Genomic DNA, 24627 nt, shown 5'->3' with positions numbered 1-24627 from the left:
GGAATAAGCAAACGCGCGGTTGAACCGCGCGTTTCTTTTTGCATTTGTACCGCTATTTCATACGCATCATTCACTAGTTTTTACGATCGCTTCCCAGCGTGTTTCTTGCGCGAATCCTGATGCTAATCTGCAGTTGCCGGCAACGTTTGCAGTTTGCACGGTGCTTGTTCCTGATTTCAGGATGGTGAGTATGGGGGTCGACCACCACACTGTGCCGGCGATTGTGTTGGGCCGCGGCCCAACGGCGCTCGGTATTCTGCGATGCCTGCAACTGGCAGGCATTCCTGCCTATGTGGCCTGCCCGCCGGGCGATCATGTGACGCGCTCCCGCTGGTTCCGGCCTACGCCGGGACCGACGCCATGGGATGGTGCGATCGGCCCGCATGCCTACGACATATTGCGCAACATGCCGCTGGCCGAGGCGGTGTTGATCCCAGGCGCTGACGACGTGGCCTTGTGGCTGGCAGACCTTCCGCACAGTGAACTCGGCGGCCGCTTCAAGGTGAGTACCAGCTCACGTCTGTCACAGGAAATTCTGCAGGACAAGTCGCGCTTCGCGGCTTTTCTGAAAAGCACCGACATCCCGCATCCGCCCACTTTTCGCATCGACTCGATCGCCGACATCGATGCGATTCCGTTCGATACGCTCGACCGTGTGTTCATCAAACCGGTCAACTCGCAAAAGTTCAGTGACGTCACCGGCGTCAAGGGCATCTGGGTCAAGCGCAAGGAAGATATTTATGAAGCCTGGCACAAGCTGCACGAGCAGGGCTTCATGTTGATGGCACAGGAATACGTACCGGGCTCAGCTGCAGATCATTACTTCGTCGATGGCTTCCGTGACGCGAGCGGCAGGTTGACTGGCCTGTTCACGCGCCAGCGCATCCGGATCTCTCCTCCAGACTTCGGCAACAGTTCGTATTGCCGCAGCATTCCGATCGAAAACCTGCAGGCGCCGGTCGACAGCATGACCACGCTGCTGTCCAGACTGGATTACCGCGGCATCTTCAGTGCGGAATTCAAGCGGGACGCGCGGGATGGCAAATTCCGCATCCTCGAAGTCAACACGCGTGCCTGGACCTACGTCGAATTTGCTGCACGCTGTGGCGTGAATGTCTGCGAGATGGCTTACCAGGATGCGCTGGGACTGCCGGTGGCCGTTGCGTCGAAAAAATACGTGGTGGATGCCGGCTGCGTTGATCTGCATCGCGACATCAGTACCGTCTGGACACAGGATGCAGCTACCCGCGGGCCACTGCCCAGGATCCTGCTGCAATGGGTACGCGCTCACTTCCATTCCTTCCGCTTCGACGACCCCAGCCCCGGCCTGTCCGTGGCACGGAGAGTGGTGGCACAACGCCTGAAGCGATATTTCGGTACCTGGCCGATCCTTTCAGCACGCATGCATCGCTTCATCGCGAAATAGAGATATATACTTGTCGGCATTGCGACCAGGAACCCAGCAATGCCGGCCATCAGCTTCGAATTCTTTCCGCCCAAGACCGATGAACAGCGTGCACAACTCGATCGCGCCGCTCAGGTACTAAAGGCATATCAGCCGGAATACGCCTCGGTCACGTTCGGCGCCGGCGGCTCGACGTTGAGCTACACCGGCGAAACCGTGGCGCGCTTGCATGCGCAGCATGGCTTCAACGTAGCGCCGCATTTGTCCTGCGTGGGCGGCACCCGCGCCGAGCTGGCTGCATTGCTGGACGAATACCGCGCGGCTGGCTACCGCCGCATTGTCGCACTGCGCGGTGACATGCCTTCCGGCATGGCCACCGCCGGTGATTTCCGCTATGCCGCCGAGCTGGTGGGCTTCATCCGCGAGCACTGTGGCGACCACTTCCATATCGAGGTGGCGGCATATCCGGAAACCCATCCGCAGGCCGATGACGCGCTGCGTGACCTGCAGCATTTCAAGGCGAAGGTCGATGCCGGCGCGAACGGCGCGATCACCCAGTACTTCTTCAATCCCGACGCGTATTTCCGCTTCGTTGACGACGTGCGCAAGCTCGGCGTGAATGTGCCGATCGTGCCGGGCATCATGCCGATCGCGAACTACAGCCAGCTGAAGCGCTTCTCGGACATGTGCGGTGCCGAGATCCCGCGCTGGATCGCCAAGCGCATGCAGGCGCATGGCGACGATGCCGAATCAGTGCGCGCGCTGGGAGCCGAAGTGGTGGCGCAGTTGTGCCGGCGCCTGCTCGACGGTGGTGCACCGGGGCTGCATTTCTACACGCTCAACCGCGCCAAGGCGACGCAGTCGGTGCTGCAACAACTTGCCTGAGCCAGCGGCGGGTATGCTTGGGCAATGCGCCGGTTAGCCGCCCTGTTGTGCCTCATCCTGCTCGCCTGGGCCACGCCTGCTGCGGCGCAGACCGAGATTCACCGCTGCATCGGCGCGGATGGCAACCCGCTGTTCACCGATCAGCCTTGCGCCGCCTTGCAGGCCACGTCCGTCAGCCCCGCGACAGCACCTGGTAACGGCAGCGCAGTTGCCGAGCCACCGCCAGTCCTGTGCGCTGCCAATCTCGGCGCATTGCGGCAAAGCGTGATCGATGCATTCGCCAACCGCGACGCCAACCGGATGGCCGGTCTGATGCTGTGGGGCGGCTACGGTCGTGGTGCGGCGGTTGCGGACATCCGTTCGCTGGGTAACCTGATGAAGCAGCCTCTGCTCGATATCAGTCCCGCCGACAATCCAGTGCCAGTTGACGGTGATCCGCCCGCGCCAGCCAGCAGCAGCGCCGACCCGCTCGACCCCAATCCAGCCGTAGCCACACCAGCGGCGAGCAATCAACTGGTGTTGCATACGGCCGGCAACGATGGCAGCGGCAGTCCGCACGAACTGCGCTTCGACATCGTGCACCGTGCCGGCTGCCTGTGGCTGCGCAACGCGGATTGAGCCCCCAGCGGGTATCATGGGCAGTCCCCATTGGAGAACCGACATGGCGCAGCAATACCCCGAGTGGATCTGGCAGAACGGAAGCATCAAGCCATGGGCCGAAGCGACCACGCATGTGATGTCGCACGCGCTGCATTACGGTTCGTCGGTATTCGAGGGCATCCGCAGCTACGCCACACCGGACGGCGCCGCGATCTTCCGGCTCACCGATCACCTGAACAGGTTGTACCAGTCGGCCAAGATCTACGACATGGTGCTGCCGTATTCCGCCGATGAGCTGGCCGCCGCCTGTCGCGCAGTGATCAAGAAGAATGGACTCGGCGCAGCCTATCTGCGTCCGGTCGCCTATCGTGGTTTGGGCGGTTTCGGCTTGTCCGCCGAGACGCCGATCGACGTTGCCGTGGCGGCATGGCCGATGGGTCCCTACCTCGGGCCAGAGGCGCTGGAGAACGGCATCACTGCCTGCGTGTCGAGCTGGCAGCGCTTCGCGCCGAACACCATCCCGGCTGGTGCCAAGGCCGGCGGCAACTACCTGTCCGGCCAGCTGATCGCGCGCGAAGCGCGTCGCCTCGGCTTCGGCGAAGGCATCGCACTGGCTTCCAGCGGCCTGCTCAGCGAAGGTGCCGGCGAGAACCTGTTTCTGGTGTTCGACGGCGTGCTGCATACCACTCCGGCCAGCGCCTCGATCCTCACCGGCATCACCCGCGACACGCTGAAGACGCTGGCGCGCGAAGACGGCATCGAAGTGGTCGAGCGCGACCTGCCGCGCGAATACCTGTATCTGGCCGACGAGATCCTGATGTGTGGCACCGCCGCCGAGGTCACCCCGATCCGTGCGGTCGACGGCAAGCAGATTGGCAACGGTACCGCCGGCCGTGTGACGCGTCGCCTGCAGGAGCTGTTCTTCGGCCTGTTCGACGGCCGTACCCACGACAAGTGGGGCTGGCTGGAATCGGTCTGAGACAAGCCGATCGCAAAAGAAAACGCCCCGCATCGCGGGGCGTTTTCTTTTATGGCTACGGGTCTGCATCAACTGAACACGATGCTGGCAATCGCACCGTTCGCATCACTGCGCGGGCGCATCGAGACATCCCAACCATACAGCTCACACAGCCGGCGCACGATCGCCAGGCCAAGGCCGGCGCCGCTGCCGCCGGCCCCCTCACCACGCACGCCACGCTGGAACAGACGTTCGGCATCCTCCGGCTTGATCCCGGGACCGGTATCGATCACCTCGATGCGCCCGTGTCCCACCTCGACCCGCACACTGCCCTCGAGCGTGTACTTGATCGCGTTGCCGATCAGGTTGGTCAGCGCCACCGACAATACCGAAGCCGGCGCGTTGATGCTGACCGATTCGCTGACCGCCAGATCGATGGTCAGCGGCTTGCCGCGCATCTGCGGACGCTGACTTTCGATCACATCGGCGGCGAGCTTGCCGACATCGGTGGTTTCGCCGCGAGTCGGGCCGCGTCGCTCGGCGCGCGACAGCAGCAACAATGCCTCGATCAGCTCGGTCGCCTGACGCGAGGCGCGCTCGATGCGCTTCAACCGCTCACTCAACTTCTCGGTAAGATCGGGCGAACCCTGCAGCAGCTCGGTCGTGCTGGCGATCACCGCCAGCGGCGTGCGCAACTCATGGCTGACGTCGGAATTGAATTCGCGATCTCGCTCGACCATCGCGGTGAGCCGCTCCGAATATTCGTCCAGCGCATGCGCCAGTTCACCCACCTCGTCATCGGCGAAATGATGCGCCAACGGTTCGGCCTTGCCGACCTTGCGAAAACCACGCAGGCGGTTGGCCAGATCGCTGACCGGCTTGAGTACCTTGCGCGACAGCCACAGTCCGATCGCCAGCGAAAGCAGGCTGAACAGCAATACGGCAGCCACCAACGAAACCACCAGTTGCTGCTTGCCCAGATCTTCGCGACTGATGTCGTAACGGGTGAAGCCGATGATGCCGTTCTTGCGCTGCACCGCCAGCTTGTAGTGCCTTTGCTTGCCTGCGCCGTCGGTCTCGTAGATATCGTGAACCCCACTACCGAGGTTCTGCCACGCAAGCGGCATCTTGTAGAGCGTGCGATCGCTCTTGACCCATCCCTCGACCAACTCGGATACGAACGGCCGATCGGGATGTTCGATGGCATTGTCGACGGCCTGATCCACGTCGCTCTGCATACTGGCATTGATCAACTGGTTCTCCACCTTGGCGCGCACGTACAACGCGGCCACGGCAAACAACGCGCTGAGGCCGAAGCCGAACAGCGCGAAGGAGACGATCAATCGAAACCGAAGCTTACGCCTGGACTGCATCCGGCTCGACCATCCGATAGCCAATGCCGTGCCGCGTGTGGATCAGCGGCTTCTCGAACGGTTTGTCGATCGCCGCACGCAGGCCATGAATATGCACGCGCAGCGAATCGCTGTCCGGCAGTTCCTCGCCCCATACGCGCTGTTCCAGATCCTGCCGGGTGACCACCGACGGACTCGCCTCCATCAGCGCCTGCAGCAATTTCAGGCCGATCGGATTCAGCTGGATCGACTTGCCCTCGCGATTCACCGTCAACGTGTCGAGGTTGAACGTGAGATCGGCCACTTTCAGCACGCGGCTCTGCGGACCCTTGCCACGGCGCGCCAGCACTTCCAGTCGCGCAGCCAACTCCTGCAGCGCAAACGGCTTGGTCATGTAGTCGTCGGCCCCGGATTCGAAGCCGGTCAGTTTCTGCTCCAGCGCATCGCGCGCGGTGAGCATCAGGATCGGGGTCTGCTTGTGTGCCTCGTGGCGCAGCTTGCGCGCCACTTCCAGGCCGTCCATGCCAGGCAGTGTGAGATCCAGCACGATCACGTCAAAATCGTGCACCACCGCCAGATGCAGGCCGGTGACGCCGTCACCGGCGAAATCCGTTACGTGACCACGATCTTCCAGATAATCGCCGATGTTGGTCGCGATATCGCTGTTGTCTTCGATTACGAGTACGCGCATGTGTCACTCCTGCGCAGCCGACGCACGGGACGGCTGAGGGTGCCAGCTTAACAAGCTTGCGTGAATGAAGCGCGCCGCCTGTGGCACGAAGCTGAACGCGCTACCCAACTGACAAGAAAAGAGACAAGAAAAAGGCCCAGATGTGCGACTCGTCGTCGCTCCACCTGGGCCCAAACTACTTGCCCCGATACCATCGTCCACCGTCATCCACCCTCAGCGGCTGGAGTGCCATGCAGAAAACAGCACCTGCTTTATAGAAGGTGCCTGGTTATGGTGCAGTTAACCCGCACCCACTTCACTGTTAAACATCGCGCAACCCGTAGCGTTTTCGTGATGATGGTGATGACCTCGATTCAGGGCTGCGCCGGACGATCAGCCACTCGACCGATGCGCGCTATCACCTCATCGGATTCACGACAGATGTGCGTTCCAGTGACTATCTGGCAATCAGCCTGCTGTCGGGCAGCCACGCTTCCAGTACCACTCGCTTTGAGTGTGAACGCTACTGTCTGACGATATTGCCGAGACGTTGCACCCGCTTCGGGCAATGCATATTTCCACGTGCGCAGTGCTTCGATCGCCGACTGATCGAATACGCCCGCTGGCTGGGCGCTGATCACATGAGGATCCTGTACGTCGCCTGCGGCAGACAGGCCAAACTCGACCACCACCTGCCCTTCGATGCCACGCACAAATGCCGCATGCGGATAGGCTGGCTGACGGGTGCGGATCAGCGTCGGCATCAATCCATCCGATGGTGCAGCGGGAACCGCCGACACAGGGGCTGCAGCCACCGACACGCCATGTCGAAACGGCATCAGGTCAGCCACTTGCAGCGGCGCAAACTGCGGCAGCTTCATCGCAGTGGGTGCCAGCGGCATGATCGCACCTGGATCCGCGTCATCCGCTGTCGGCGCCGCACTTTCCACCGGGCGCAGCAATTCGACATGCGTCGGGGTGAGATCGGCTGGATGCCAGCTCACGTCGGCATGCATCAACGGTAGCCCCGAAGGCGTCAACACCGATTGCAACTGGATGATTGCTTGCCTCAGATCCCGCTGCAGATGATTCTGCCTCCACTCCAGGCGCAATGTGAGCGCTACCAGTGCAGCGCCGAGCAACACGGCTACAAAACGCGCAGGCGTACGCATCCCTGCACCGTTACGCTCAGGCAGCACCATGTGCTGCACGCGATCCAGCAGCACGCCGCCATTGGCGGCGAGCAGCAGCGAGGCATGCTGTTGGCGCAACTCTCCAAGCTCGGCCAGCGCTGTCACGAAAGCATGCCGGCTACCGCCGCTGACCGAAAGCGCCAGCTCATCGCAGCAGATCTCGCGCTCATTGCGCACATCACGCGACACCCAGTGCACCACCGGATGATAGAAACACAGGGTCTCGAGAACGACCTGGAACAGGTTGGCAAACGGATCCCAACGCCGCAAATGTGCCAGCTCGTGGGCAAGGATCAATTCGATCTGCGCCGCGGGGAAATTGCACGCGACGGCCATCGGCAACAGGATCACCGGCCGCATCCAGCCGACCACCGCGGGCGTGGCAATGACCTTGCTGCACAACACCGTGATGCGTCGACGCAGACCGAAACGTTCGGCCATCGCGGCGACCTGATCCTGCCATTCCGGCAACAGTGCAGCCATCCGCACGAGCGCCTTCAGTCCGCGCCATTGACGCCATGCCCGCAACGACAACAGCAGCACGCCGAGTGACCATGCCAGCACCAGCCACGGCAGGAGTGCGTCTAGATCGGCATCCCATGCCCAAGTCGTCGTACTGGCGGCTGCGCCGTAACCCGCCACGACCGGGGTCACCAGTTGAGTGGCCGCCGGAATGATCTGCGGCGCCGCTTCCAGCAACCGCCACAGGGTCAGCAACGGACACAGGGCCAGTGCAACCAGGACAGCCATGCCGAATCGGTAGCGCGCCTCGCCACGCGGCAGCACCGCACGCGCCACCGCATACAGCAACCCCAGCAACACCCCCTGCCAGACAAAATGCAGCAACATCCAGCCGACCACCCGAACACTCGCGAGCATCACCGGCAATGCGTCCATCACGATGCATCCTTGTCGAGCTTGTTCAACAGGCTGCGGATCTCGCGCAACTCCTGGCGGCTGGCGTGCTGGCTGCCAAGCGCATGCAATACGAGCTGCGAGGACGATCCCTCGAATACCCGTTGCACCAGATCCAGCAGAAACCGCTTCTGGGTGCGCTCCTTGCTGACCGCTGCACGGTACACATGCGCGCGCTGCGTATCATCGCGCTCAACCAGTCCCTTGGCATGCATCAGTTGCAAAAATTTCAGCGTCGTGGTGTAGCCGGTGCTGACACTGGGACGGAGTACATCGTGCACTTCACGTACGGTGCATCCGTCATGCAGCCAAAGGACGTGGAGAATCTCCAGTTCCGCCCCGGTCGGCTTCGGATCAGTGTCTGGCTGCAACTTCATGTCAACTCCCCACATCGAGGCTGAACCCGCATTCTGCGGTTTCACATGCACCCGGGACTAGTGTCCGCCCTTGGGGCCAGGGAAGGAACTACCCGACGGGTTATTCACCTGCTGCATTTGCTGTTGCAGGTTCTGGGTGTCGCGGTGTTCCTGTTCGACCTCGCGATATGTGCGACAAACCGTCTTGGGTATATGGGAGCCCAGCGGCGCCACCGTCTCGCACACCATCCGCTTGTCGTCACTACGGGTCAAAATCGCGTTGGCTGCTTCCTGGTCGTTGAACAGCTGAACTTTATCGCTCTGATTCATCTGCGCGATGGTGTCACTTTTGTCGAACAGCGATTGCATCTCGGTGAAGATCGTGTCGATCTTTTGGCGATTCTTCTGGTCGATGAATTCGTAACGTCCACCCGGCTGCATCTCTTGATGCACTGCCATCACCACTGTGGCGAAATCGCCCTTGTTCTCAGCCTTTACGATCACTTCCGCCTTGGCGTAAACACCACTTGTCTGCAGCAGCGCTGCACCCACAAACGCCCCCACCAGCCAGAACCTCAGTTTCATGCCTCATTCTCCCCGGATCAGGCCGTGTCCCGATATGGAACACCCAACACCCGACCGTCCCTCGATGAATGGTAGGTCAGCCGCCGGAACGCTGTCAACGAAGGCATTCGTACTAAACGCTTCGTAAAACATTTCTACGTGTCCTCCTGCTCGGTGCCGTGTCACCAGCCTGCGCCTGCAGAAGATCCACAATGGCGCCCGCCACATCGACCCCGGTGGCGGCCTCGATACCTTCCAGGCCGGGTGATGAGTTCACTTCAAGCAGCAGCGGCCCGCGGTTGGAGCGCAGCAGATCGACGCCCGCGATACCCAGCCCCAAAGCGCCGGCGGCGCGTACTGCGATACGCTTTTCCTCCGCGCTCAAGGTCGCTGCCACGGCCGTGCCGCCGCGGTGCAGGTTGGCGCGGAACTCGCCGGGGCTGGCATCGCGCTGCATCGCCGCGACCACCTTCTTGCCGACCACGAAACAGCGCAGGTCGCTGCCCTTCGCCTCGGCGATGAACTCCTGCACCAGGAAGTTCGCATACAGGCCGCGAAACGCCTCGATCACGCTCTGCGACGCACTGCGCTTCTCGGCCAGCACCACGCCGGTGCCCTGGCTGCCTTCGTTGAGCTTGATCACATGCGGTGGATCGCCAAGCAGGGCCAGCACGTCGGCGGTGTCGTCCGGATTGTCGCCGAACACCGTGACCGGCATGTCGATGCCCTGCGCGGCAAGGATCTGCAGGCAGCGCAGCTTGTCGCGCGCGCGCAGCACCGCATCGGAGGGATTCGGCGTGTACACGCCCATCATCTCCAGCTGACGCAACACCGCGGTGCCATAGAACGTGCTGGTCGTACCGATGCGCGGGATCACCGCATCGATATCGCGCACTTCCTTGCCCTTGTAGCGGATCGCCACCGCGCCCGGTGCGATGCGCACATAGCAGCGCAACGGATCGAGCACGCGGACCACGTGGCCGCGTTCGCGCGCGGCTTCGACCAATCGCTTGGTCGAATACAGGCGCGTGTTGCGCGACAGGATTGCAATCTTCATACAGGGGCCGTCATGAAAGGTTGTTGGCCGCCATCAGCGGCCGCGACTGGGTATAGGAACGTGCCGGATCCACCGCAAAGCGCCCGCTCAGGGCACTGCGGCCGAGCAGCAACGGAAACAGCATATGCCGGCGGTCGGTCAGATTGATGTCGACACTGAAATGCAGCCCGGCCAGTTGCACTTCGCTGCGGATGAACCAGCGCTCGGTGCGCCGGCCACCGGTGTCGGTCACCGCGCGCCGATCCAGCGCTTGTGCCTCGCAACACACTTCCTGCGGCTGGCGTCGACCGATATGCATCGTGAAGCGGAGCCAGGTCGCGCCGTCACGCTGGAATTCCTCGAGGGTATCGACATGCAGCGAACTGCTACGCGCACCCGTATCGAGCTTGGCCTTGAGCAGGCCGATGCCGAGCTGCGGCAACGCTAGCCGCTCCCGCCAACCGAGAGTTATCAAATCCGCCATGTGGGTTCGGGATTGCTCGGTGGGGATCGGGGTTGGAGCGGGTGAAGGGAATCGAACCCTCGTCAGTAGCTTGGGAAGCTACAGCTCTACCATTGAGCTACACCCGCCTTGGCCTGCGGATGGTAACCCGGGACTCGGGCGGTTGGAACTGCTTGACCGCTCCATCGCCGCGCTCAAGGACTCGACTTGCTACAAAGACCAGACTGGCGCCGCATGAATTGCAAATGGCAGCGGGCTGAATCAACCCTTCGATCCGGGTGGGCCGAACCATCTACGCGGGCTGCTCCCGGTCGGGCCTGACGCCGCACCTCGGTGCCGTCACGACAGCCGCTACAATGCCCGCATGCACATCATGCGCAATGGACAACTAGGCGACTGCACCTCCACCGCCTTCGCACAGCTGCTGGAACAGGACGGCCGTGTCGTATTTCGGGCCGAGGCGCATTCCACCCGGCGCTGCGCCTCGGTGTCCAACCCCATCGACGGCACAATTGGCTGAGTGGACATGAGTAAACATCACGACCACGACGATAACGCGCCGGAATACATGCGCCGCATCCGCAGCTTCGTGCTGCGCGAGGGCCGCATGACGCCGGCGCAGCAGCGCGCGTTCGACACGCTGTGGTCGCGCTACGGCATCGACTACCGTGGCACACCGCACGACTTCAACACGAACTTCGGCCGTCACGCACCGCTGGTGATGGAGATCGGTTTCGGCAACGGCGAGGCGCTGGCCTGGGCCAGCGAGCACGATTTGGCGCGCGACTTCCTCGGTATCGAAGTGCATGGCCCCGGCGTCGGCCGCCTGATGAATGCGCTGGCCGCACGCGACGCCAGCAACGTGCGGCTTTACAAGCACGATGCGGTGGACGTGCTCGAACACGAGATCGCGCCCGGCACGCTGGCCGAGGCGCGCATCTGGTTCCCCGATCCATGGCACAAGAAGCGCCACAACAAGCGGCGGTTGATCCAGCCGGAGTTCATCGCCCTGCTCGCCTCGCGCATGGCACCGGATAGCCTGCTGCATCTGGCCACCGACTGGCAGCCGTATGCCGAGCACATGCTCGAAGTGATGGAAGCCGCGCCGGACTGGCGCAACGCGATCAGCCCCGGCCAGTACGCCGAGAAACCTGCGTGGCGGATCGAGACGCACTTCGAGCGGCGCGGTCTGAAGCTTGGTCATGGCGTGTGGGATCTGCTTTATCGCCGAACCTGAGCGTGCCTCCCTGAAGTCGGACATGTAATGGAGGTTCACCAGCAGCCGCATCGGCACGCTTATACTGCGGCATCCATCCAGGGACGAATCGACGCAGCGTGAAGCTTCCACTGCCCCGCCGTATCCGCCGTAACCCGCCGCCCTTCCGGGACGTCAGCTAGTGGGACTCTCGCTCACCCCCGAAATGATCCTGGTACTCGGGCTGGTGGGCTTCACCATGCTGATGCTGGTGCTGGAGTGGATCCGCGCCGACATGGTCGCGCTGCTGGTGGTGGTGGTGATCGGCCTCACCGGGCTGATCCCGTCCGAGCGTGTGTTCAACGGTTTCGCCGGCAACGCGGTGATCGCGATCATCGCGATCATGATCATGGGCGAAGGACTGGACCGCGCCGGCGTACTCAACCTCACCGCGCGTTTCGTGATGCGCATGGCGCGCGGCGTGGAATCGCGTCTCGGGGTCGTGATCAATCTGGTCGCCAGCCTGTTCAGCGCAGTGATTCCGAGCCAGGCGCTGGCCGCACTGATGATCCCGGTCAGCAGCCGGCTGTCCGCGCGCACCGGCGTGCCACTGTCGCGCCTGCTGCTGCCGATGGCGTTCTGCATCCTCACCGCCACCAACACCACGCTGATTGCGAACTCGCCGCTGATCGTGCTGAACGACCTGATCGCCAGCGCCAACGTGAACCTGCCGCCGGGCGCACATACGATCCCGAAGTTCGGCCTGTTCAGCGTCACCCCGATCGGCCTGGCGCTGGCCCTCGTCGGCGTGGCGTACTTCTACTTCTTCGGCCGCAAGCTGCTGCCCGGCCATGAGGACGAACGGCTGAAGGTGACCCCTGGTCGCACCGAGAGCTACTTCGCCGAGACCTACGGCATCGGCGGCGAGACCGCCGAACTCACCGTCACCGCGGAAAGTCCGCTGGTCGGCATGAGCATCGGCGAAGTCGAGCAGTTGCACGATGCGCCAATGATCCTGGCGATCAAGAGCGGCAACGATGCGCGCATGGCGCCGCCGGCCGACCTCGTGATCTGGGTCGGCTCGGTGCTCGGCGTTCTCGGCCCGCGCGATCAGCTGACCCAGTTCGCCAACAACCAGCTGTGCCGGCTGTCGACCCGCATGCGCCAGCTCGGCGAGCTGTTCAACCCGAGCCGCGCCGGCATTTCCGAAGTGGTGATTCCGCCGGTCTCGCGCTTCATCAAGCAGACCGTGGGCGAGCTGCGCCTGCGCAAGCGCTTCGGCATCTCGGTGCTGGCGGTGACCCGCGGCGAACAGGTGTTCCGCGACGACGTGCGCGCGGTGACCCTGCGCGCCGGCGACACCGTGGTGCTGCACAGCAACTGGCGTGACCTGTCGCTGGCCGCCGAGGACAAGGACCTGGTCGTCGTCACCGATATCCCGAAGGAAGAGCAGCGCCCCGGCAAGATCTGGCAGGCGGTGGGCTTCTTCGTGATGGCCAAGTGCCTGGCGCTGTTCACCAACCTCGACCTGTCGGTGGCGATGATGACCGGCGCGATCGGCATGCTGCTCACCGGCGTGCTGAACATGGACGAGGCTTACAGGGCCATCAACTGGAAGACGATCTTCGTCACCGCCTGTCTGATTCCGCTGGGCTGGTCGATGGATTCCACCGGCACCGCGGCATGGATCGCACAGATCGTGCTGCAGCATCTGGGTGGCGCATCGCCGTGGGTGCTGCAGGCGTGCCTGGCCATCCTCACCCTGCTGTTCTCGCAGGTGATGTCGAATGTCGGCGCCACCGTGATGATGGTGCCGATCGCGATCAGCGTGGCGGTCGCCACCGGCGGCAATCCGTCCGCCTATGCCTTGATCGTGGCGGTGTCCTCGTCCAACACCTTCCTGCTCAGTTCCGGCCATCCGGCGCTGATGATGGTCACCGGCCCCGGCGGCTACAAGGGCAAGGATTTCCTGCGCGTCGGCGCGCCGCTGACCCTGCTGGTGCTGGTCGTCACCCTGGTCGCGGTCAACCTGTTGTTCCGCTGAGCGCGCTGACCGCGCGCCTCAGTTCCGCTGGAAGAAGGTCGCGAACGCCGCGACCGTGCGTTCCACGCCGTCGTCGTCGATATCCAGATGCGTCACCAGCCGCAGCGTGGGCAGATAACCGACGCTGATGCGGATGCCGGCGGCGCGCAGATGGACGTCCAGCTCACGCAGTCGCGCTGCCGGCACGTCGATGAACACCATGTTGGTGTATTGCCCGAGCAGGTCGATGCCGGCGATCTCGCGCAGGCGACCGGCCAGGTGGGCCGCACGATGGTGATCGTCGGCCAGCCGTGTCACGTGGTGATCCAGTGCGTACTGGCCCGCCGCGGCAAGGATGCCGGCCTGGCGCCAGCCGCCGCCGGTGACCTTGCGCCAGCGTCGCGCCTTGTCGATCAGCGCGTGCGAGCCGACCAGTACCGAGCCGACCGGCGCGCCGAGTCCCTTCGACAGGCAAATGGATACGGTGTCGAAATGCCGTGCAATCTCCCGCGCAGGTACACCGCAAGCCACGGCAGCGTTGTACAGACGCGCGCCATCCAGGTGCAGACCCAGCCCGCGCTCACGCGCGAAATCATGCGCGGCCTGCAGATAGTCCAGCGGCAGTGTTCGGCCGTGCCAGGTGTTTTCCAGTGCCAGCACGCGCGTGCGCGCGAAGTGCGGATCGACCGGCTTGATTGCCACGGCCAGCTTGTCCAGCGGCAGCGAACCGTCGGCGTCATGCGTTATCGGCTGCGGCTGGATCGAGCCCAGCACCGCCGCGCCACCACCCTCGAATTTGTAAGTATGCGCGTCGGCGCCGACCAGGTATTCGTCGCCGCGCTCGCAATGCGACATCAGCGCCAGCAGGTTGGACTGCGTACCGGTCGGCACGAACAGCGCGGCCTCGAAGCCGAGATCGCTGGCCATGCGCTGTTGCAGCGCGTTGACCGTTGGATCCTCGCCATACACATCGTCGCCAACCTCCGCCGCCAGCATCGCCGCGCGCATCGCGTCGGTGGGGCGGGTCACGGTGTCACTACGCAGGTCGATCACGTCCACGGCAACGCCCTCTGGCTCAGGAAACCCCATCAGCTTGATCGGTCACGCAGGCGCAGGCAACCAGCTGCCTTCGACGCGCGCGATGACCGATTCAGCTGAGCTCAAGCAGTAACATGGCGAAATTCGCACTGTGCATTCGCACATCCAGGGGTTTTGCCGTCGTGTCGATCCTGCGCCTCTATCTGCGCGTGCTGCAATTGCTGGCACCCGAACGCAAGCTGGCGATCACGCTGGCGCTGGCGAACCTGGCACTGGCCGGCGTCTACTTTCTCGAACCGATGCTGTTCGGCCGCGTGGTCGACGCGCTGGCAGCACCGGGTCCGAGCCGTGCGCCACGGCTGATCGCGCTGTGGGCCCTGGTCGGCTTCGGCGGCGTGGTGGCCAGCGTATGGGTATCGCTGCACGCCGACCGCCTCGCGCACCGGCGCCGGCTGGCCGCGATCGCCGCGTTCTTCGAGCATGCCGCCGCGCTGCCACTGGCATTCCACGGCGAGCACCATACCGGCCGGCTCGCACGCATCATGAACAACGGCGTCAGCAACTTGTTCAACCTGTGGCTGAGCTTCTTCCGTGAACATCTCGCCACCTTGCTGTCGATCTTCGTGATGATCCCGATCGCACTGGCGATGAACTGGAAACTGGCCCTGCTGATGATCACGCTGATGGTCGTTTTCGCGGTATCCAACGCGGTCGCGGTGCAGCGCACGCACAAGGCGCAGGGTGAAGTGGAGGAACTGCACCACGAGATCGCCACCCGCGCCGGCGACGTGTTCGGCAACGTTACCGTGGTGCAGAGTTTCACCCGGCTCAGCGCCGAAGCCGCCGCACTGAAGGAAATGATGACGCGGGTGCTGGCGGCGCAATATCCGGTGCTGCGCGGCTGGGCGATCCTGTCGGTGCTGAACCGCGCGGCCAGCACGCTGACCATCGTGGCGATCTTCGCGCTCGGCACCACGCTGCATGCGCATGGCGAAGTGACGGTAGGCGGCATCGTCAGCTTCGTGGGTTTCTCGCTGATGCTGATCGGCCGGCTGGAACAGTTCGCCAGCTTCATCTCCGGCCTGTTCTTCCAGACCCAGTCGCTGCATGACTACTTCGCCGTGCTCGACCAGCGCCCGGCGATCGTCGAATCGCCGGATGCCGTCGCGCTGCCGCGCGTGCGCGGCGAGGTGGTGTTCGATCAGGTCAGCTTCGGCTACGACCCGGTGCAGCCGGCGCTGCATGGACTGAGCTTCCGTGCCGACGCCGGCTGCACGATCGCACTGGTCGGCCCGACTGGCGCCGGCAAGACCACCGCGCTCAGCCTGCTCTATCGCGCCTACGATCCGTCCAGCGGCCGGATCACGATCGATGGCCATGACATCCGCGCCGTCACGCTCGATTCGCTGCGCCGGAACATCGGCGTGGTGTTCCAGGATCCGGGCATGTTCTACCGCTCGATCCTCGACAACCTGCGTGTAGGCAAGCCGGACGCCGATCTCGCCGAAATCGAGAAAGCGGTCGCCGCGGCCGAGGCCGCCACCTTCATCGCGAACAAGCCGGAAGGGCTGGAGACCCTGGTCGCCGAACGCGGCCGCTCGCTGTCCGGCGGCGAGCGCCAGCGGCTGGCGATCGCCCGCGCGATGCTGAAGGATGCGCCGATCCTGGTACTCGACGAGGCCACCAGCGCACTGGACAACGCCACCGAGGCACGCATCCAGCGTGCCCTCGACACGCTGACCCAAGGGCGTACCACATTCGTGATCGCGCATCGGCTGTCCACTGTGCGCAACGCTGACCTGATCCTGGTGCTGGATCAGGGACAATTGGTGGAACAAGGCCGTTTCGATGAGCTGATCGAACAGGGAGGCCTGTTCGCGCAACTGGCCGAAGGCGGCAAGTTCGCACCGGATGCGCAGGCGATCACCGGCATCGACGTCGAAACCGCCGAATCACTGGCGATGCTGGACTAGGTTGCCAAGTGAGCCAGCCCGGAACCGTCAGGCGTGCTTGCGAAAATACAGCCACGCCGCCAGCGCCAGGACCATGGCCGGCAGCAGATTGGCAGCCAGCGGCGGAATACCGTAGACCGTGCCGAAACTGACCATCGCCTTCTGCAGGAAATACCAGCCGATTGCCAGCAACATGCCAATGAACATGCGCTTGCCCAGCCCACCCGAACGCAAGGCACCAAACGCGAACGGCATCGCGCACAGCACCAGCACCAGCACGTTCAGCGGGTATAGCGCACGTCCCCAGAACGCTACGGCGTAAACACCCGGGCTTTCGCCATTGGTCTCCAGATAGAGCATGTTGCGCCGCAGGTCGCGCATGGCCAGATACTGCGGCTGGATCAGTGACTGCTCCAGCACATTCGGGTCGAGCCGCGACTCCCAATGCTCGTTGGCTGCCGTGGTGGTGTGCGTGCCATTTTCGTCCAGCGTGGTACTGCGCACCTGATCGAACACCCATTGCTTGCCATTGTGCTCGGCCGTCTTGGCCCAGTCGAAACGGCTCAGCTGCCCGTCTGGCGTCAGGGTGAACACCCGCACGTCTGCCAGTTGTATCGCATCATGCCCGTTCACCTGCCGTAGCAGACTGCTCTTGGCATTGATGAAGCGATCGCCATCGCGCGCCCACAAGCCGCTGCTGGTCGAACCGATACTGCCTGACGATTTCAGGCGAAGGTCCATCGTCTGCGCCTGCTGATCGCCCCATGGCGCGGCTGTTTCACCCAGGACCACCACCCCGACCATCAGCACCGCGACCACGCCCACGGCGGATGTCGCGATACGCAGCTTGGACATGCCGGTCGCACGCAATGCGGTCAGTTCGCCGGTAGCGGCCAGGCCACCCAGTCCCAGCAGGCCGCCGATCAGCGCCGCATTGCCGAACATCTCGTAAAGCCGGCGCGGCGTGGTGACGAGGATATAGACGATGGCGTTGGTCAAGGTGTAGCCGTTCTTGCCGATGTTGCCGAGCTGCTGCAGGAAATGCAGTACCGCGTCGAAACCGGTGAGCACCAGCCAGACCATCAGCAGTGAACTGAGCACCGTGATGCCGACCAGCCAGTCGACGCGCTTGATCCGCATGGCACTCATCGGGCGACTGCCCGGCGCGGTTTGCGCGCGACATACTGGCTGCGGAACATCCAGGCAGCGAACGCGAAGACCAGCAGGCTCACCATCCACATCGGCGTGGCATGGTGCCAGTGTCCCTTGGCAAGCTGTCCGCGACAGAGCGCCAGCAGCAGGTAATACACATAGAAGCTGAGCACCGCCAGCAACAGGCGCCCGAACCGCGGCTCGCGCGGAGTCTGCCGCGACAACGGCAGCGCCAGCATCAACAACACCAGGCTCATCGCCGGCGCAATGGTGCGCCAGGCGAATTCGGCGCGTGCATCGGCGTTGTCCGTCCCCCATAGCACGGAGGTATCCAGGCTCGCCGCCGGATCCTCGGTCGTGCTGTCGGATTGCACATTGGACAGCGAGGTGTCGTTGCGCTCGTACTGCATCTTGCGCCAGTTGTCGGCACCCAGCGGGATCTCGTACTGCCAACCGTTGTAGAGCGCCAGGAAACGGTCGGTGCCGCTGCTCTCCTGATACATCTGGCCGTGCTTGCCGGTGATCAGCTTGATCTTGCGGGTGCCATCCTTGTCGATACGCTCGGCGGCAATGAAGGTGTTGCCGAGCACGCTGCCATCGCGGCTCAGGGTGTCGACGAAGATGATGCCGCCCTTGCTCGGCAACGGCGTGAAGCGCCCCGCATCCAGGCCGGCGGCAATTACTGAACGGTTCGCCGCCGACACCAGCGCGTCCGACGTGCGGTAAGCCCACGGCCCGAGCCACAGCGACACCACGGCCACCAGCACTGCCACCAGCACCGCCAACAGCGCCATCGGTCGCAACAGGCCACTCGCCCCCATGCCGGAAGAGGCCAGCACGTGCATCTCGCTTTCGCGGTACATGCGGCCGAGGCCATACAACGCGCCAAGGAAAGCCGAGAGTGGCAGCAGGGTGGGCAGCCCCTCGATCATGTTCAGGCCCAGCACCTGGAACATCACGCTGGCCGGGAAGCTGCCGTTGGCCACCTGCTTCAGCACCTGCGCGAAGGTGGTACCGGACATGATGGCCAGCAGCACAATCGCGGTGGCGAGCATGGTCTGCCCCAGCTCGCGCAGGAAATAGCGGTCGAGAATGCTCAGCATGCGATAAACTTGTCCGCTTATTACCCGATTGGCCCGATCGGGCCGACAAACCACAAGTCTAGCCTGTCCGGCCATGCCCGGGCTCATGCAGGAACCATCCCGATGACACTCCAGTTCAGCCTCGGCACCGCCGCTCCCGAAACCGTTGATGCCTCCTGCGTGCTGGTCGGCGTCTACGAACACGGTGTGCTGACCAGCGCCGCCGCCCGGGTCGACAGCGCCACCGACGGTCTGATCAAGCGCCAGGTGGAGAGTGGCGACATCAGTGGCAAGGCCGGCAGTACCACGTTGCTGTTCGCACCGTCCGGCGTCACCGCGAAACGCGTGCTGGTGGTCGGACTGGGTGCACAGAAATCGTTCGACGCAGCACGTTTCCAGAAGGTCACCATCGAAGCGGCACGTGCCGTAGGCAAGCTGCCGATCAGCGACGCGGTGTCGTATCTGACCGAAGTCGACGTTCCCGGGCGCGACAGTGCCTGGCGCGTGCGCATCGCTGCGCTGGCGAGCGATCACGCCGCCTACCGCTACACCGCCACGTTCAAGCCACGCGACAAGAGCAAGCAGGCGGAACTCGGCACGCTCACGTTCGCTGCTGGCGACGACGCGCACGCCGGCCTCGAGCAGGCACGTGCGATCGCCGCAGGCGTGCGCTTCGCCCGCGATCTGGCCAACCTGCCACCGAACATCTGCACCCCGGCCTATATCGCCGGGCAGGCGCAGGCGTTTGCGGAAGGCAAGGACAAGGTCAGCTGCAGCGTGCTCGACGAGGTCGAGATGGACAAGCTCGGCTTCGGCTCGCTGCTGGCGGTAGGCCGCGGCTCGGTCAACAAGCCCCGGCTGATCGTGCTGGAATACAAGGGCGGCAACGACGGCGACAAGCCGTATGCGTTTGTCGGCAAGGGCGTCACGTTCGACTCCGGCGGCATCAGCCTGAAGCCGGGCGCGGGCATGGAGGAGATGAAGTTCGACATGGGCGGCGCGGCCGGTGTGCTCGGCGCGTTTGTCGCCGCCGTGACGATGGGCCTCAAGCTCAACCTGGTATGCGTGGTGCCGAGCGTGGAGAACATGCCCGACGGCGACAGCTACCGTCCCAGCGATGTGCTGACCAGCTTGTCCGGATTGACCATTGAGGTGTTGAACACCGATGCCGAAGGTCGCCTGATCCTGTGCGACGCGCTCACCTACACCGCGCAGACGTTCCAGCCACACACCCTGATCGACGCTGCCACGCTCACCGGTGCCTGCGTGATCGCCCTCGGCAAGCACGCCACCGGCCTGATGAGCAAGCACGACGACCTCGCCGCCGAACTGCTTGCCGCCGGCGAGGAGACGCTCGATCGTGCCTGGCGCCTGCCGCTGTGGGACGACTACCAGACGCAACTCGATTCCGGTTTCGCTGACGTTGCCAACATCGGTGGCAAGAGCGCCGGCGCGATCACCGCCGCCTGCTTCCTGTCGCGCTTCACCGACGGCCAGCGCTGGGCGCATCTGGACATCGCCGGTACCGCCTGGGATGAAGGCCGCAAGGGTCTGGCCACTGGCCGCCCGGTTGCGTTGCTGACGCAGTGGCTGCTGGATCGCGCGGGCTGAGCAACCGGAACCGACCATCGATGCCCCGTGCCGACTTCTACCTGATCGACAAGCCGCGTTTTCGCGAGCAGCCGTTGCTGCTGGTGTGCGAACTGGCGAAGAAGGCGTTTGCGGCACAACAGCCGACGCTGATCCTGACCCGCGATTACGCCCAGGCCGAAGCGCTCGATGAACTGTTGTGGGCGTTCGACGAGGACACCCTGATTCCGCACCAGCTGGCCGGCGACGACGACGACGCACAGACCGCGGTACTGATCGTTCCGCCGGGCATCGACAGCGACGACCGCCCGCTGGTGATCAACCTGCGCGAGACCTGCCCAGGTGGCCAGTGCCGGCGCGTGCTGGAAGTGGTCGCCGCGGATCCGGCCGAGCGCGACGGCTCACGCACCCGCTGGCGCGAATACCAGCAACGCGGTTTCGAACTGCACAAGAACGATATGTAGGCTCAGGCCCGGTTTTTTGTGGGAGCGACTTCAGTCGCGATGGGTCTGTGGTAGAGCATCGCGACTGAAGTCGCTCCCACAGGCCACAGGCGCCGACAGCGCCACCACGACCTGCGCCAGCGCAGCAGCCAGCTGCTCACCGGTGAGCGGCTTGCGCAGAAAACCGTCCATGCCCGCGGCGCGCGCGCGCGTCTCATCCTGACTCCCCGAGCGCGCGGTCACCGCGATGATCGGCATGTGCGCTGTGGCCGGCTCGCGCTGACGGATCAACCGGGCAATCTGGAAGCCGTCCACACCAGGCAAGTCCAGATCCAGCAGCACAGCATCGAAGCGTGCCTGTGCCAATTCGGCCAGGGCGGCCAGTCCATGGATGACATGCACCACCACATGCCCCTGCTGTGCAAGCAGGCCGCCGATGACCGCCGCCACGATCGTGTCGTCCTCCACCAGCAGCAAGCGATAGTGACGACCCGCATGCGTATCCTGCGATGGCGTCGGCAGCAGTTGCGCAGGCTCGGCCAGCGGCAGACGAACATGAAACGTACTGCCGTGCCCCAGTTGCGACTGCAGCTCGATACTGCCGCCCATCATGCTCACCAGTTCGCGGCAGATTGCCAACCCCAGCCCGCTGCCGGCGCGCCGTTGCGGGCCATCCTCCTGCTCGAAGCGCTGGAACAGTCGTGTCTGGCTGGCCTCGGAAATGCCCGGACCGGTATCGCTGATACTGAAGCGCAAGTCACCGGCCAAGCGCTGTGCGCGCAAGGTCACGCTACCGCGTTCGGTGAACTTCAACGCATTGTTCGCCAGGTTCAACAACACCTGCTTGATCCTCACCGCATCGCCGATCACCAGCGCCGGCAGATCGTCGGCGATGTCCAGCTCGAAGCGGACATGCCTGGACTGCGCCAGGCCGCGCTCCAGCTGGGCCACGTCCTTCACCAGCTGACGCGGATCGAACGGTGCCAGCTCCAGCTCCAGCTTGCCGGCCTCGATGCGCGCCAGATCCAACGCATCGTTGAGCAGTTTCAGCAGCATGCTGCCCGAGCGTTGCATGGCCTCGGTGTAGTCGTGCTGCTGCGGATTGAGTGGCGTGCTCTGCAGCAGCTCGGCCATACCAAGCACGCCGGTCATCGGTGTGCGGATCTCGTGGCTGAGTGTGGCAAGGAACTGGGTTTTCGCCGCACTGGCTTGCTCGGCCAGACTGCGGCGCTGTTCGGCCAGCTGGATCTGGTGCCGATGCGCCAGCCGACGACGCCACGCCAGCAGCAGCAGCCATGCCAGCAGTGCCACCAGCACGGCATAAATCAGCCACGCCCACCAGCGCGTCCACGGCGGCGCCTGCACATGCATGCGCAGCTGCGTGGCGCGATGCGTCCACGTACCCCGCGCGCCGGAGGCCATCACGTCCAGTGTGTAGTCGCCGGCACCGAGCCCGCTGAAATCGCGCTCACCGCGATCGCCCGTGTCGACCCAGCCGCTGTCGAAACCGCTCAGCCGAAACCGGTAATGATTCGCCGCTGGATTGACATAGGAGAACACCCGCGCCTCGACCTCGAGCTGGCTGTCCTGCCAGCCGATCTCCAGGGGCTTCTCGCCAATCGGCAAGATCTGCGTCACGCCGTGGTGGCGCACACTGACCCGGGTGATCGACAACTGCGGCTCGTCGGCCTGTGGACTCACCCAATCCGGGTCGAAGGCTGCCACGCCACCCAGGGTAGCGGCATAGATATAGCCGCTAGGCATGTAGGCGTAACCGCGCGAGAACTCGCCATTGGTCAGGCCATCTTGCAGACCGAACGAGCGGAACCGCCCGCTGCGCGGATCGAAATACCACAGGCCATCATGACCGAAGATCCACACGCGACCGATCGTATCCACCCGCAGATCCGTCACGTTGACCGAGGGCCAGCCGTGTGCCGCGTCAATTTGACGATCCAGCACCAAACCCTTCCCACGAAAACGATAGAACGCGAGCTTGTCGGCATTGGCCATCCACACGCCATCCTTGCTGAAATCGAACGCGTCAACGGATTGCCCGGCCGGCGCCCCGGGCACCATCTCGAAGCGATCACGCGCCGCGTTCAGCCGCATCATGCCGCCATCACTGGCATACCAGAAGACGCCATCCCGCAGTGTCATCTGGCTGCCCCACAGCACCTTGTCGCTCGGCCCATCCAGCGGCACCGGGGTCAGCGCCAGCGTTTCCGGATCGATGCGGAACACACCCTGGCCGAATGTGCGCACATACATCTGGCCGTCCGGACCCGGCTCGACCTCCAGCGGACGCTCCATCCGCTTGTTATCCGGATCGACCTGCTCGGCGTTGCCGTCCGCGACGCGATACAACGCCCCGTGCACCGCCACCCACAAGCGCTGCCTGGCGTCCTCGGTCATGCCAACCACATCGCCACGCAGGCCGGACAGCACATGCTCGATCTGGCCCGTCACCGGATCGAGCCGGTCAATCCGGCCATCGCGCTCACCGACCCAGACATGACGGCCATCCTTGCCACGCGCCATCGTGGTGGCAATCGAATCACGCAGGCTGGTCGGGTCGTCGGGAATATGGGTGAACCGACTGAACCGGCTCCAGCCAGGGGCCAGATAGGCCACCCCGCCATCGTACATGGCCGCCCACAAACCGCCCTCGCGATCGACCATCAGTTGCCACACCCAGGTACCCGGCAAGTTGCCGTAGAGCACCGGTCGATCGCTCATCGCGGTCGTCGGACCGCCCGCCTGCGCCTGCAGGAACAACCCTTTCTTGGTGCCGACCCACAGGCGACCGGCGTTGTCGCGCGCACTGCTCATTACGTCGGTGGCAGGAATCACCGATGCGGCGAAACGATGGGCTACGCCGTCCTTGCCGACGATCATCAAGCCATCGGTGGTCGCAATGCGTACCTCGTCACCCTCGCCGTCGATGCGCCACACATCCATAATCCGTTGGGGGTCGTCCGACAGCACCTGCCGGATCTGCCCATCGACATCGCGCACGAACACGCCATGGTCGCTGCCGATCCACAGCCGCTGCTGCGGATCGACATACAGCCCCGCGACCGTACCGAAATCCGCGGGCTGCATACCCAGCAATGGATTGACCACGTGTTCGAAGCCACGCCCGTCAGCTCGCATGCGGTCAAGCCCACCCGCACTGCCAACCCACAGACTGCCATCGGCGGTCTGTGCGACCGCCCATACACGATCGCTGGCAAGGCTGGCCGAGACAGCCGGATCATGGCCCCAGTGCAGAAATTTGCCGGTAGTCGCGTCGTAACGATTCAGTCCCGCATTCAGGCCAGCGGCCCACAGGCGACCCTGTCGGTCGATCTGCAGCGTGGCAATGCCGTTGTTGTACAACGAACCCGGATCGTTCTCGACATGGCGAAACACCTCGAAGTCGACGCCATCGAAACGCGCGAGGCCGCCCTTGGTTCCGAACCAGATCGCACCATCGCGATCCTCCACCACCGCGTACACATTGGTGCTTGGCAGGCCATCAGCTGTGCTGTAACGCCGGAACTGCGGGGTCGGCAACGGACCGGCTGCTGACGCAGGCAGCGAGGCGACGGCTGAAGCCGATGCCGGAAGCACAGGTGTCGACATGGCGGGCGCCAATGCACCCAGCAAGACGAGCATCCCCAGCAGAAAAGCCGCTTTCATGAATCCCCTTGATGCCCCCGATCAGGCGCGGCGGCCTACCGGAATCGAGGCCGATTCCGGCCCGTTCACCC

Annotated in this window: 21 protein-coding genes and 1 tRNA gene; 10 read left to right on the top strand and 12 right to left on the bottom strand. The window is 63.9% G+C overall.

Going from position 1 to position 24627, the window contains the following annotated elements; genetic code table 11:
• The first annotated feature begins 19 nt into the window (after positions 1–19).
• The 4 genes from B0E48_RS03050 to B0E48_RS03035 are packed head-to-tail and all read left to right on the top strand — an operon-like array spanning position 20 to position 3869.
• Positions 20–1426 (top strand): hypothetical protein, encoded by a 1407-nt coding sequence (locus B0E48_RS03050; RefSeq protein ID WP_139350133.1) that lies wholly within the window; start codon positions 20–22, stop codon positions 1424–1426.
• Between the two features lie 39 nt (positions 1427–1465).
• The gene (gene metF / locus B0E48_RS03045; protein WP_077515941.1) at positions 1466–2290 is read left to right on the top strand and encodes a methylenetetrahydrofolate reductase [NAD(P)H]; all 825 of its coding nucleotides are present in this window, start codon (positions 1466–1468) and stop codon (positions 2288–2290) included.
• A 24-nt stretch (positions 2291–2314) separates the two neighbouring features.
• A complete protein-coding gene (locus B0E48_RS03040) occupies positions 2315–2908 on the top strand; it encodes a DUF4124 domain-containing protein (RefSeq protein ID WP_077515940.1) in 594 nt (197 codons plus the stop codon).
• Positions 2909–2951: 43 nt separating this feature from the next.
• Positions 2952–3869, top strand: coding sequence for a branched-chain amino acid transaminase (locus B0E48_RS03035; RefSeq protein ID WP_077515939.1), 918 nt, complete (start codon positions 2952–2954; stop codon positions 3867–3869).
• A gap of 68 nt (positions 3870–3937) precedes the next feature.
• Here B0E48_RS03035 and B0E48_RS03030 read toward each other — a convergent pair whose 3' ends face one another.
• The 8 genes from B0E48_RS03030 to B0E48_RS02995 all read right to left on the bottom strand — a co-directional run bounded on the left by B0E48_RS03030 (position 3938) and on the right by B0E48_RS02995 (position 10525).
• The gene (locus B0E48_RS03030) at positions 3938–5221 is read right to left on the bottom strand and encodes a HAMP domain-containing sensor histidine kinase (protein ID WP_077515938.1); all 1284 of its coding nucleotides are present in this window, start codon (positions 5219–5221) and stop codon (positions 3938–3940) included.
• Positions 5205–5891 (bottom strand): response regulator transcription factor, encoded by a 687-nt coding sequence (locus B0E48_RS03025; protein ID WP_077515937.1) that lies wholly within the window; start codon positions 5889–5891, stop codon positions 5205–5207. Before B0E48_RS03025 ends, B0E48_RS03030 begins: the two co-directional genes overlap by 17 nt.
• A 353-nt stretch (positions 5892–6244) precedes the next feature.
• Entirely contained in the window at positions 6245–7960 is a 1716-nt protein-coding gene (locus B0E48_RS03020) for a M56 family metallopeptidase (protein WP_077515936.1), read from the bottom strand.
• Positions 7960–8355, bottom strand: a complete 396-nt coding sequence (locus tag B0E48_RS03015) for a BlaI/MecI/CopY family transcriptional regulator (RefSeq protein ID WP_077515935.1) — start codon at positions 8353–8355, stop codon at positions 7960–7962. The genes B0E48_RS03020 and B0E48_RS03015 overlap by 1 nt, the downstream gene beginning before the upstream one ends.
• 57 nt (positions 8356–8412) lie before the next feature.
• On the bottom strand, positions 8413–8919 hold the full coding sequence (locus B0E48_RS03010; protein ID WP_077515934.1) for a hypothetical protein: 507 nt from the start codon (positions 8917–8919) through the stop codon (positions 8413–8415).
• 112 nt (positions 8920–9031) lie between these two features.
• Positions 9032–9955: a 30S ribosomal protein S6--L-glutamate ligase gene (gene rimK, locus B0E48_RS03005; RefSeq protein WP_077515933.1), complete on the bottom strand. Its 924-nt coding sequence runs from the start codon at positions 9953–9955 to the stop codon at positions 9032–9034.
• A gap of 10 nt (positions 9956–9965) precedes the next feature.
• A complete protein-coding gene (locus tag B0E48_RS03000; protein ID WP_077515932.1) occupies positions 9966–10418 on the bottom strand; it encodes a RimK/LysX family protein in 453 nt (150 codons plus the stop codon).
• 33 nt (positions 10419–10451) lie between these two features.
• Positions 10452–10525, bottom strand: a tRNA-Gly gene (locus B0E48_RS02995).
• Between the two features lie 245 nt (positions 10526–10770).
• Here B0E48_RS02995 and B0E48_RS17720 point away from each other — a divergent pair.
• The 3 genes from B0E48_RS17720 (at position 10771) to B0E48_RS02985 (ending at position 13636) form a co-directional block, all read left to right on the top strand.
• Complete coding sequence (locus B0E48_RS17720) at positions 10771–10917, top strand: hypothetical protein (protein ID WP_168170277.1); 147 nt, start codon at positions 10771–10773, stop codon at positions 10915–10917.
• 6 nt (positions 10918–10923) lie between these two features.
• Positions 10924–11634, top strand: a complete 711-nt coding sequence (gene trmB, locus B0E48_RS02990; protein ID WP_077515931.1) for a tRNA (guanosine(46)-N7)-methyltransferase TrmB — start codon at positions 10924–10926, stop codon at positions 11632–11634.
• Positions 11635–11818: 184 nt separating this feature from the next.
• Positions 11819–13636 (top strand): SLC13 family permease, encoded by a 1818-nt coding sequence (locus tag B0E48_RS02985; protein WP_077515930.1) that lies wholly within the window; start codon positions 11819–11821, stop codon positions 13634–13636.
• Positions 13637–13654: 18 nt separating this feature from the next.
• Here B0E48_RS02985 and ltaE read toward each other — a convergent pair whose 3' ends face one another.
• Positions 13655–14674 carry a low-specificity L-threonine aldolase gene (gene ltaE / locus B0E48_RS02980; protein ID WP_077515929.1) on the bottom strand — a complete coding sequence of 340 codons (1020 nt, stop codon included), beginning with the start codon at positions 14672–14674 and terminating at the stop codon, positions 13655–13657.
• Between the two features lie 113 nt (positions 14675–14787).
• Here ltaE and B0E48_RS02975 point away from each other — a divergent pair, with 113 nt between their 5' ends.
• Positions 14788–16626 carry a glucan ABC transporter ATP-binding protein/ permease gene (locus B0E48_RS02975; protein ID WP_254423828.1) on the top strand — a complete coding sequence of 613 codons (1839 nt, stop codon included), beginning with the start codon at positions 14788–14790 and terminating at the stop codon, positions 16624–16626.
• Between the two features lie 27 nt (positions 16627–16653).
• Here B0E48_RS02975 and lptG read toward each other — a convergent pair whose 3' ends face one another.
• Both lptG and lptF read right to left on the bottom strand, forming a co-directional pair.
• Complete coding sequence (lptG, locus tag B0E48_RS02970) at positions 16654–17754, bottom strand: LPS export ABC transporter permease LptG (RefSeq protein ID WP_077515928.1); 1101 nt, start codon at positions 17752–17754, stop codon at positions 16654–16656.
• Positions 17751–18860 (bottom strand): LPS export ABC transporter permease LptF, encoded by a 1110-nt coding sequence (gene lptF / locus B0E48_RS02965; protein WP_077515927.1) that lies wholly within the window; start codon positions 18858–18860, stop codon positions 17751–17753. Before lptF ends, lptG begins: the two co-directional genes overlap by 4 nt.
• 102 nt (positions 18861–18962) lie before the next feature.
• On the opposite strand from lptF, the gene B0E48_RS02960 reads away from it, so the two are divergent.
• Positions 18963–20450, top strand: a complete 1488-nt coding sequence (locus B0E48_RS02960) for a leucyl aminopeptidase (protein ID WP_077515926.1) — start codon at positions 18963–18965, stop codon at positions 20448–20450.
• Positions 20451–20470: 20 nt separating this feature from the next.
• The gene (locus B0E48_RS02955) at positions 20471–20893 is read left to right on the top strand and encodes a DNA polymerase III subunit chi (protein WP_077515925.1); all 423 of its coding nucleotides are present in this window, start codon (positions 20471–20473) and stop codon (positions 20891–20893) included.
• 30 nt (positions 20894–20923) lie between these two features.
• Here B0E48_RS02955 and B0E48_RS02950 read toward each other — a convergent pair whose 3' ends face one another.
• Positions 20924–24556, bottom strand: coding sequence for a hybrid sensor histidine kinase/response regulator (locus tag B0E48_RS02950; RefSeq protein WP_077515924.1), 3633 nt, complete (start codon positions 24554–24556; stop codon positions 20924–20926).
• Between the last annotated feature and the right edge of the window lie 71 nt (positions 24557–24627).

It is taken from the genome of Rhodanobacter sp. C03 (genome assembly GCF_002001175.1).
Lineage (GTDB): Bacteria > Pseudomonadota > Gammaproteobacteria > Xanthomonadales > Rhodanobacteraceae > Rhodanobacter.
This window is presented reverse-complemented; position numbering and strand designations above follow the sequence as displayed.

What these genes read in the sequence shown, in the direction of transcription:
- metF (WP_077515941.1), top strand. Translation starts at nt 1,466, where the DNA reads ATGCCGGCCATCAGCTTCGAATTCTTTCCGCCCAAGACCGATGAACAG.
- B0E48_RS03040 (WP_077515940.1), top strand. Translation starts at nt 2,315, where the DNA reads ATGCGCCGGTTAGCCGCCCTGTTGTGCCTCATCCTGCTCGCCTGGGCC.
- B0E48_RS03035 (WP_077515939.1), top strand. Translation starts at nt 2,952, where the DNA reads ATGGCGCAGCAATACCCCGAGTGGATCTGGCAGAACGGAAGCATCAAG.
- B0E48_RS03030 (WP_077515938.1), bottom strand. Translation starts at nt 5,221, where the DNA reads ATGCAGTCCAGGCGTAAGCTTCGGTTTCGATTGATCGTCTCCTTCGCG.
- B0E48_RS03025 (WP_077515937.1), bottom strand. Translation starts at nt 5,891, where the DNA reads ATGCGCGTACTCGTAATCGAAGACAACAGCGATATCGCGACCAACATC.
- B0E48_RS03020 (WP_077515936.1), bottom strand. Translation starts at nt 7,960, where the DNA reads ATGGACGCATTGCCGGTGATGCTCGCGAGTGTTCGGGTGGTCGGCTGG.
- B0E48_RS03015 (WP_077515935.1), bottom strand. Translation starts at nt 8,355, where the DNA reads ATGAAGTTGCAGCCAGACACTGATCCGAAGCCGACCGGGGCGGAACTG.
- B0E48_RS03010 (WP_077515934.1), bottom strand. Translation starts at nt 8,919, where the DNA reads ATGAAACTGAGGTTCTGGCTGGTGGGGGCGTTTGTGGGTGCAGCGCTG.
- rimK (WP_077515933.1), bottom strand. Translation starts at nt 9,955, where the DNA reads ATGAAGATTGCAATCCTGTCGCGCAACACGCGCCTGTATTCGACCAAG.
- B0E48_RS03000 (WP_077515932.1), bottom strand. Translation starts at nt 10,418, where the DNA reads ATGGCGGATTTGATAACTCTCGGTTGGCGGGAGCGGCTAGCGTTGCCG.
- B0E48_RS17720 (WP_168170277.1), top strand. Translation starts at nt 10,771, where the DNA reads ATGCGCAATGGACAACTAGGCGACTGCACCTCCACCGCCTTCGCACAG.
- trmB (WP_077515931.1), top strand. Translation starts at nt 10,924, where the DNA reads ATGAGTAAACATCACGACCACGACGATAACGCGCCGGAATACATGCGC.
- B0E48_RS02985 (WP_077515930.1), top strand. Translation starts at nt 11,819, where the DNA reads ATGATCCTGGTACTCGGGCTGGTGGGCTTCACCATGCTGATGCTGGTG.
- B0E48_RS02975 (WP_254423828.1), top strand. Translation starts at nt 14,788, where the DNA reads ATGGCGAAATTCGCACTGTGCATTCGCACATCCAGGGGTTTTGCCGTC.
- lptG (WP_077515928.1), bottom strand. Translation starts at nt 17,754, where the DNA reads ATGAGTGCCATGCGGATCAAGCGCGTCGACTGGCTGGTCGGCATCACG.
- lptF (WP_077515927.1), bottom strand. Translation starts at nt 18,860, where the DNA reads ATGCTGAGCATTCTCGACCGCTATTTCCTGCGCGAGCTGGGGCAGACC.
- B0E48_RS02960 (WP_077515926.1), top strand. Translation starts at nt 18,963, where the DNA reads ATGACACTCCAGTTCAGCCTCGGCACCGCCGCTCCCGAAACCGTTGAT.
- B0E48_RS02955 (WP_077515925.1), top strand. Translation starts at nt 20,471, where the DNA reads ATGCCCCGTGCCGACTTCTACCTGATCGACAAGCCGCGTTTTCGCGAG.
- B0E48_RS02950 (WP_077515924.1), bottom strand. Translation starts at nt 24,556, where the DNA reads ATGAAAGCGGCTTTTCTGCTGGGGATGCTCGTCTTGCTGGGTGCATTG.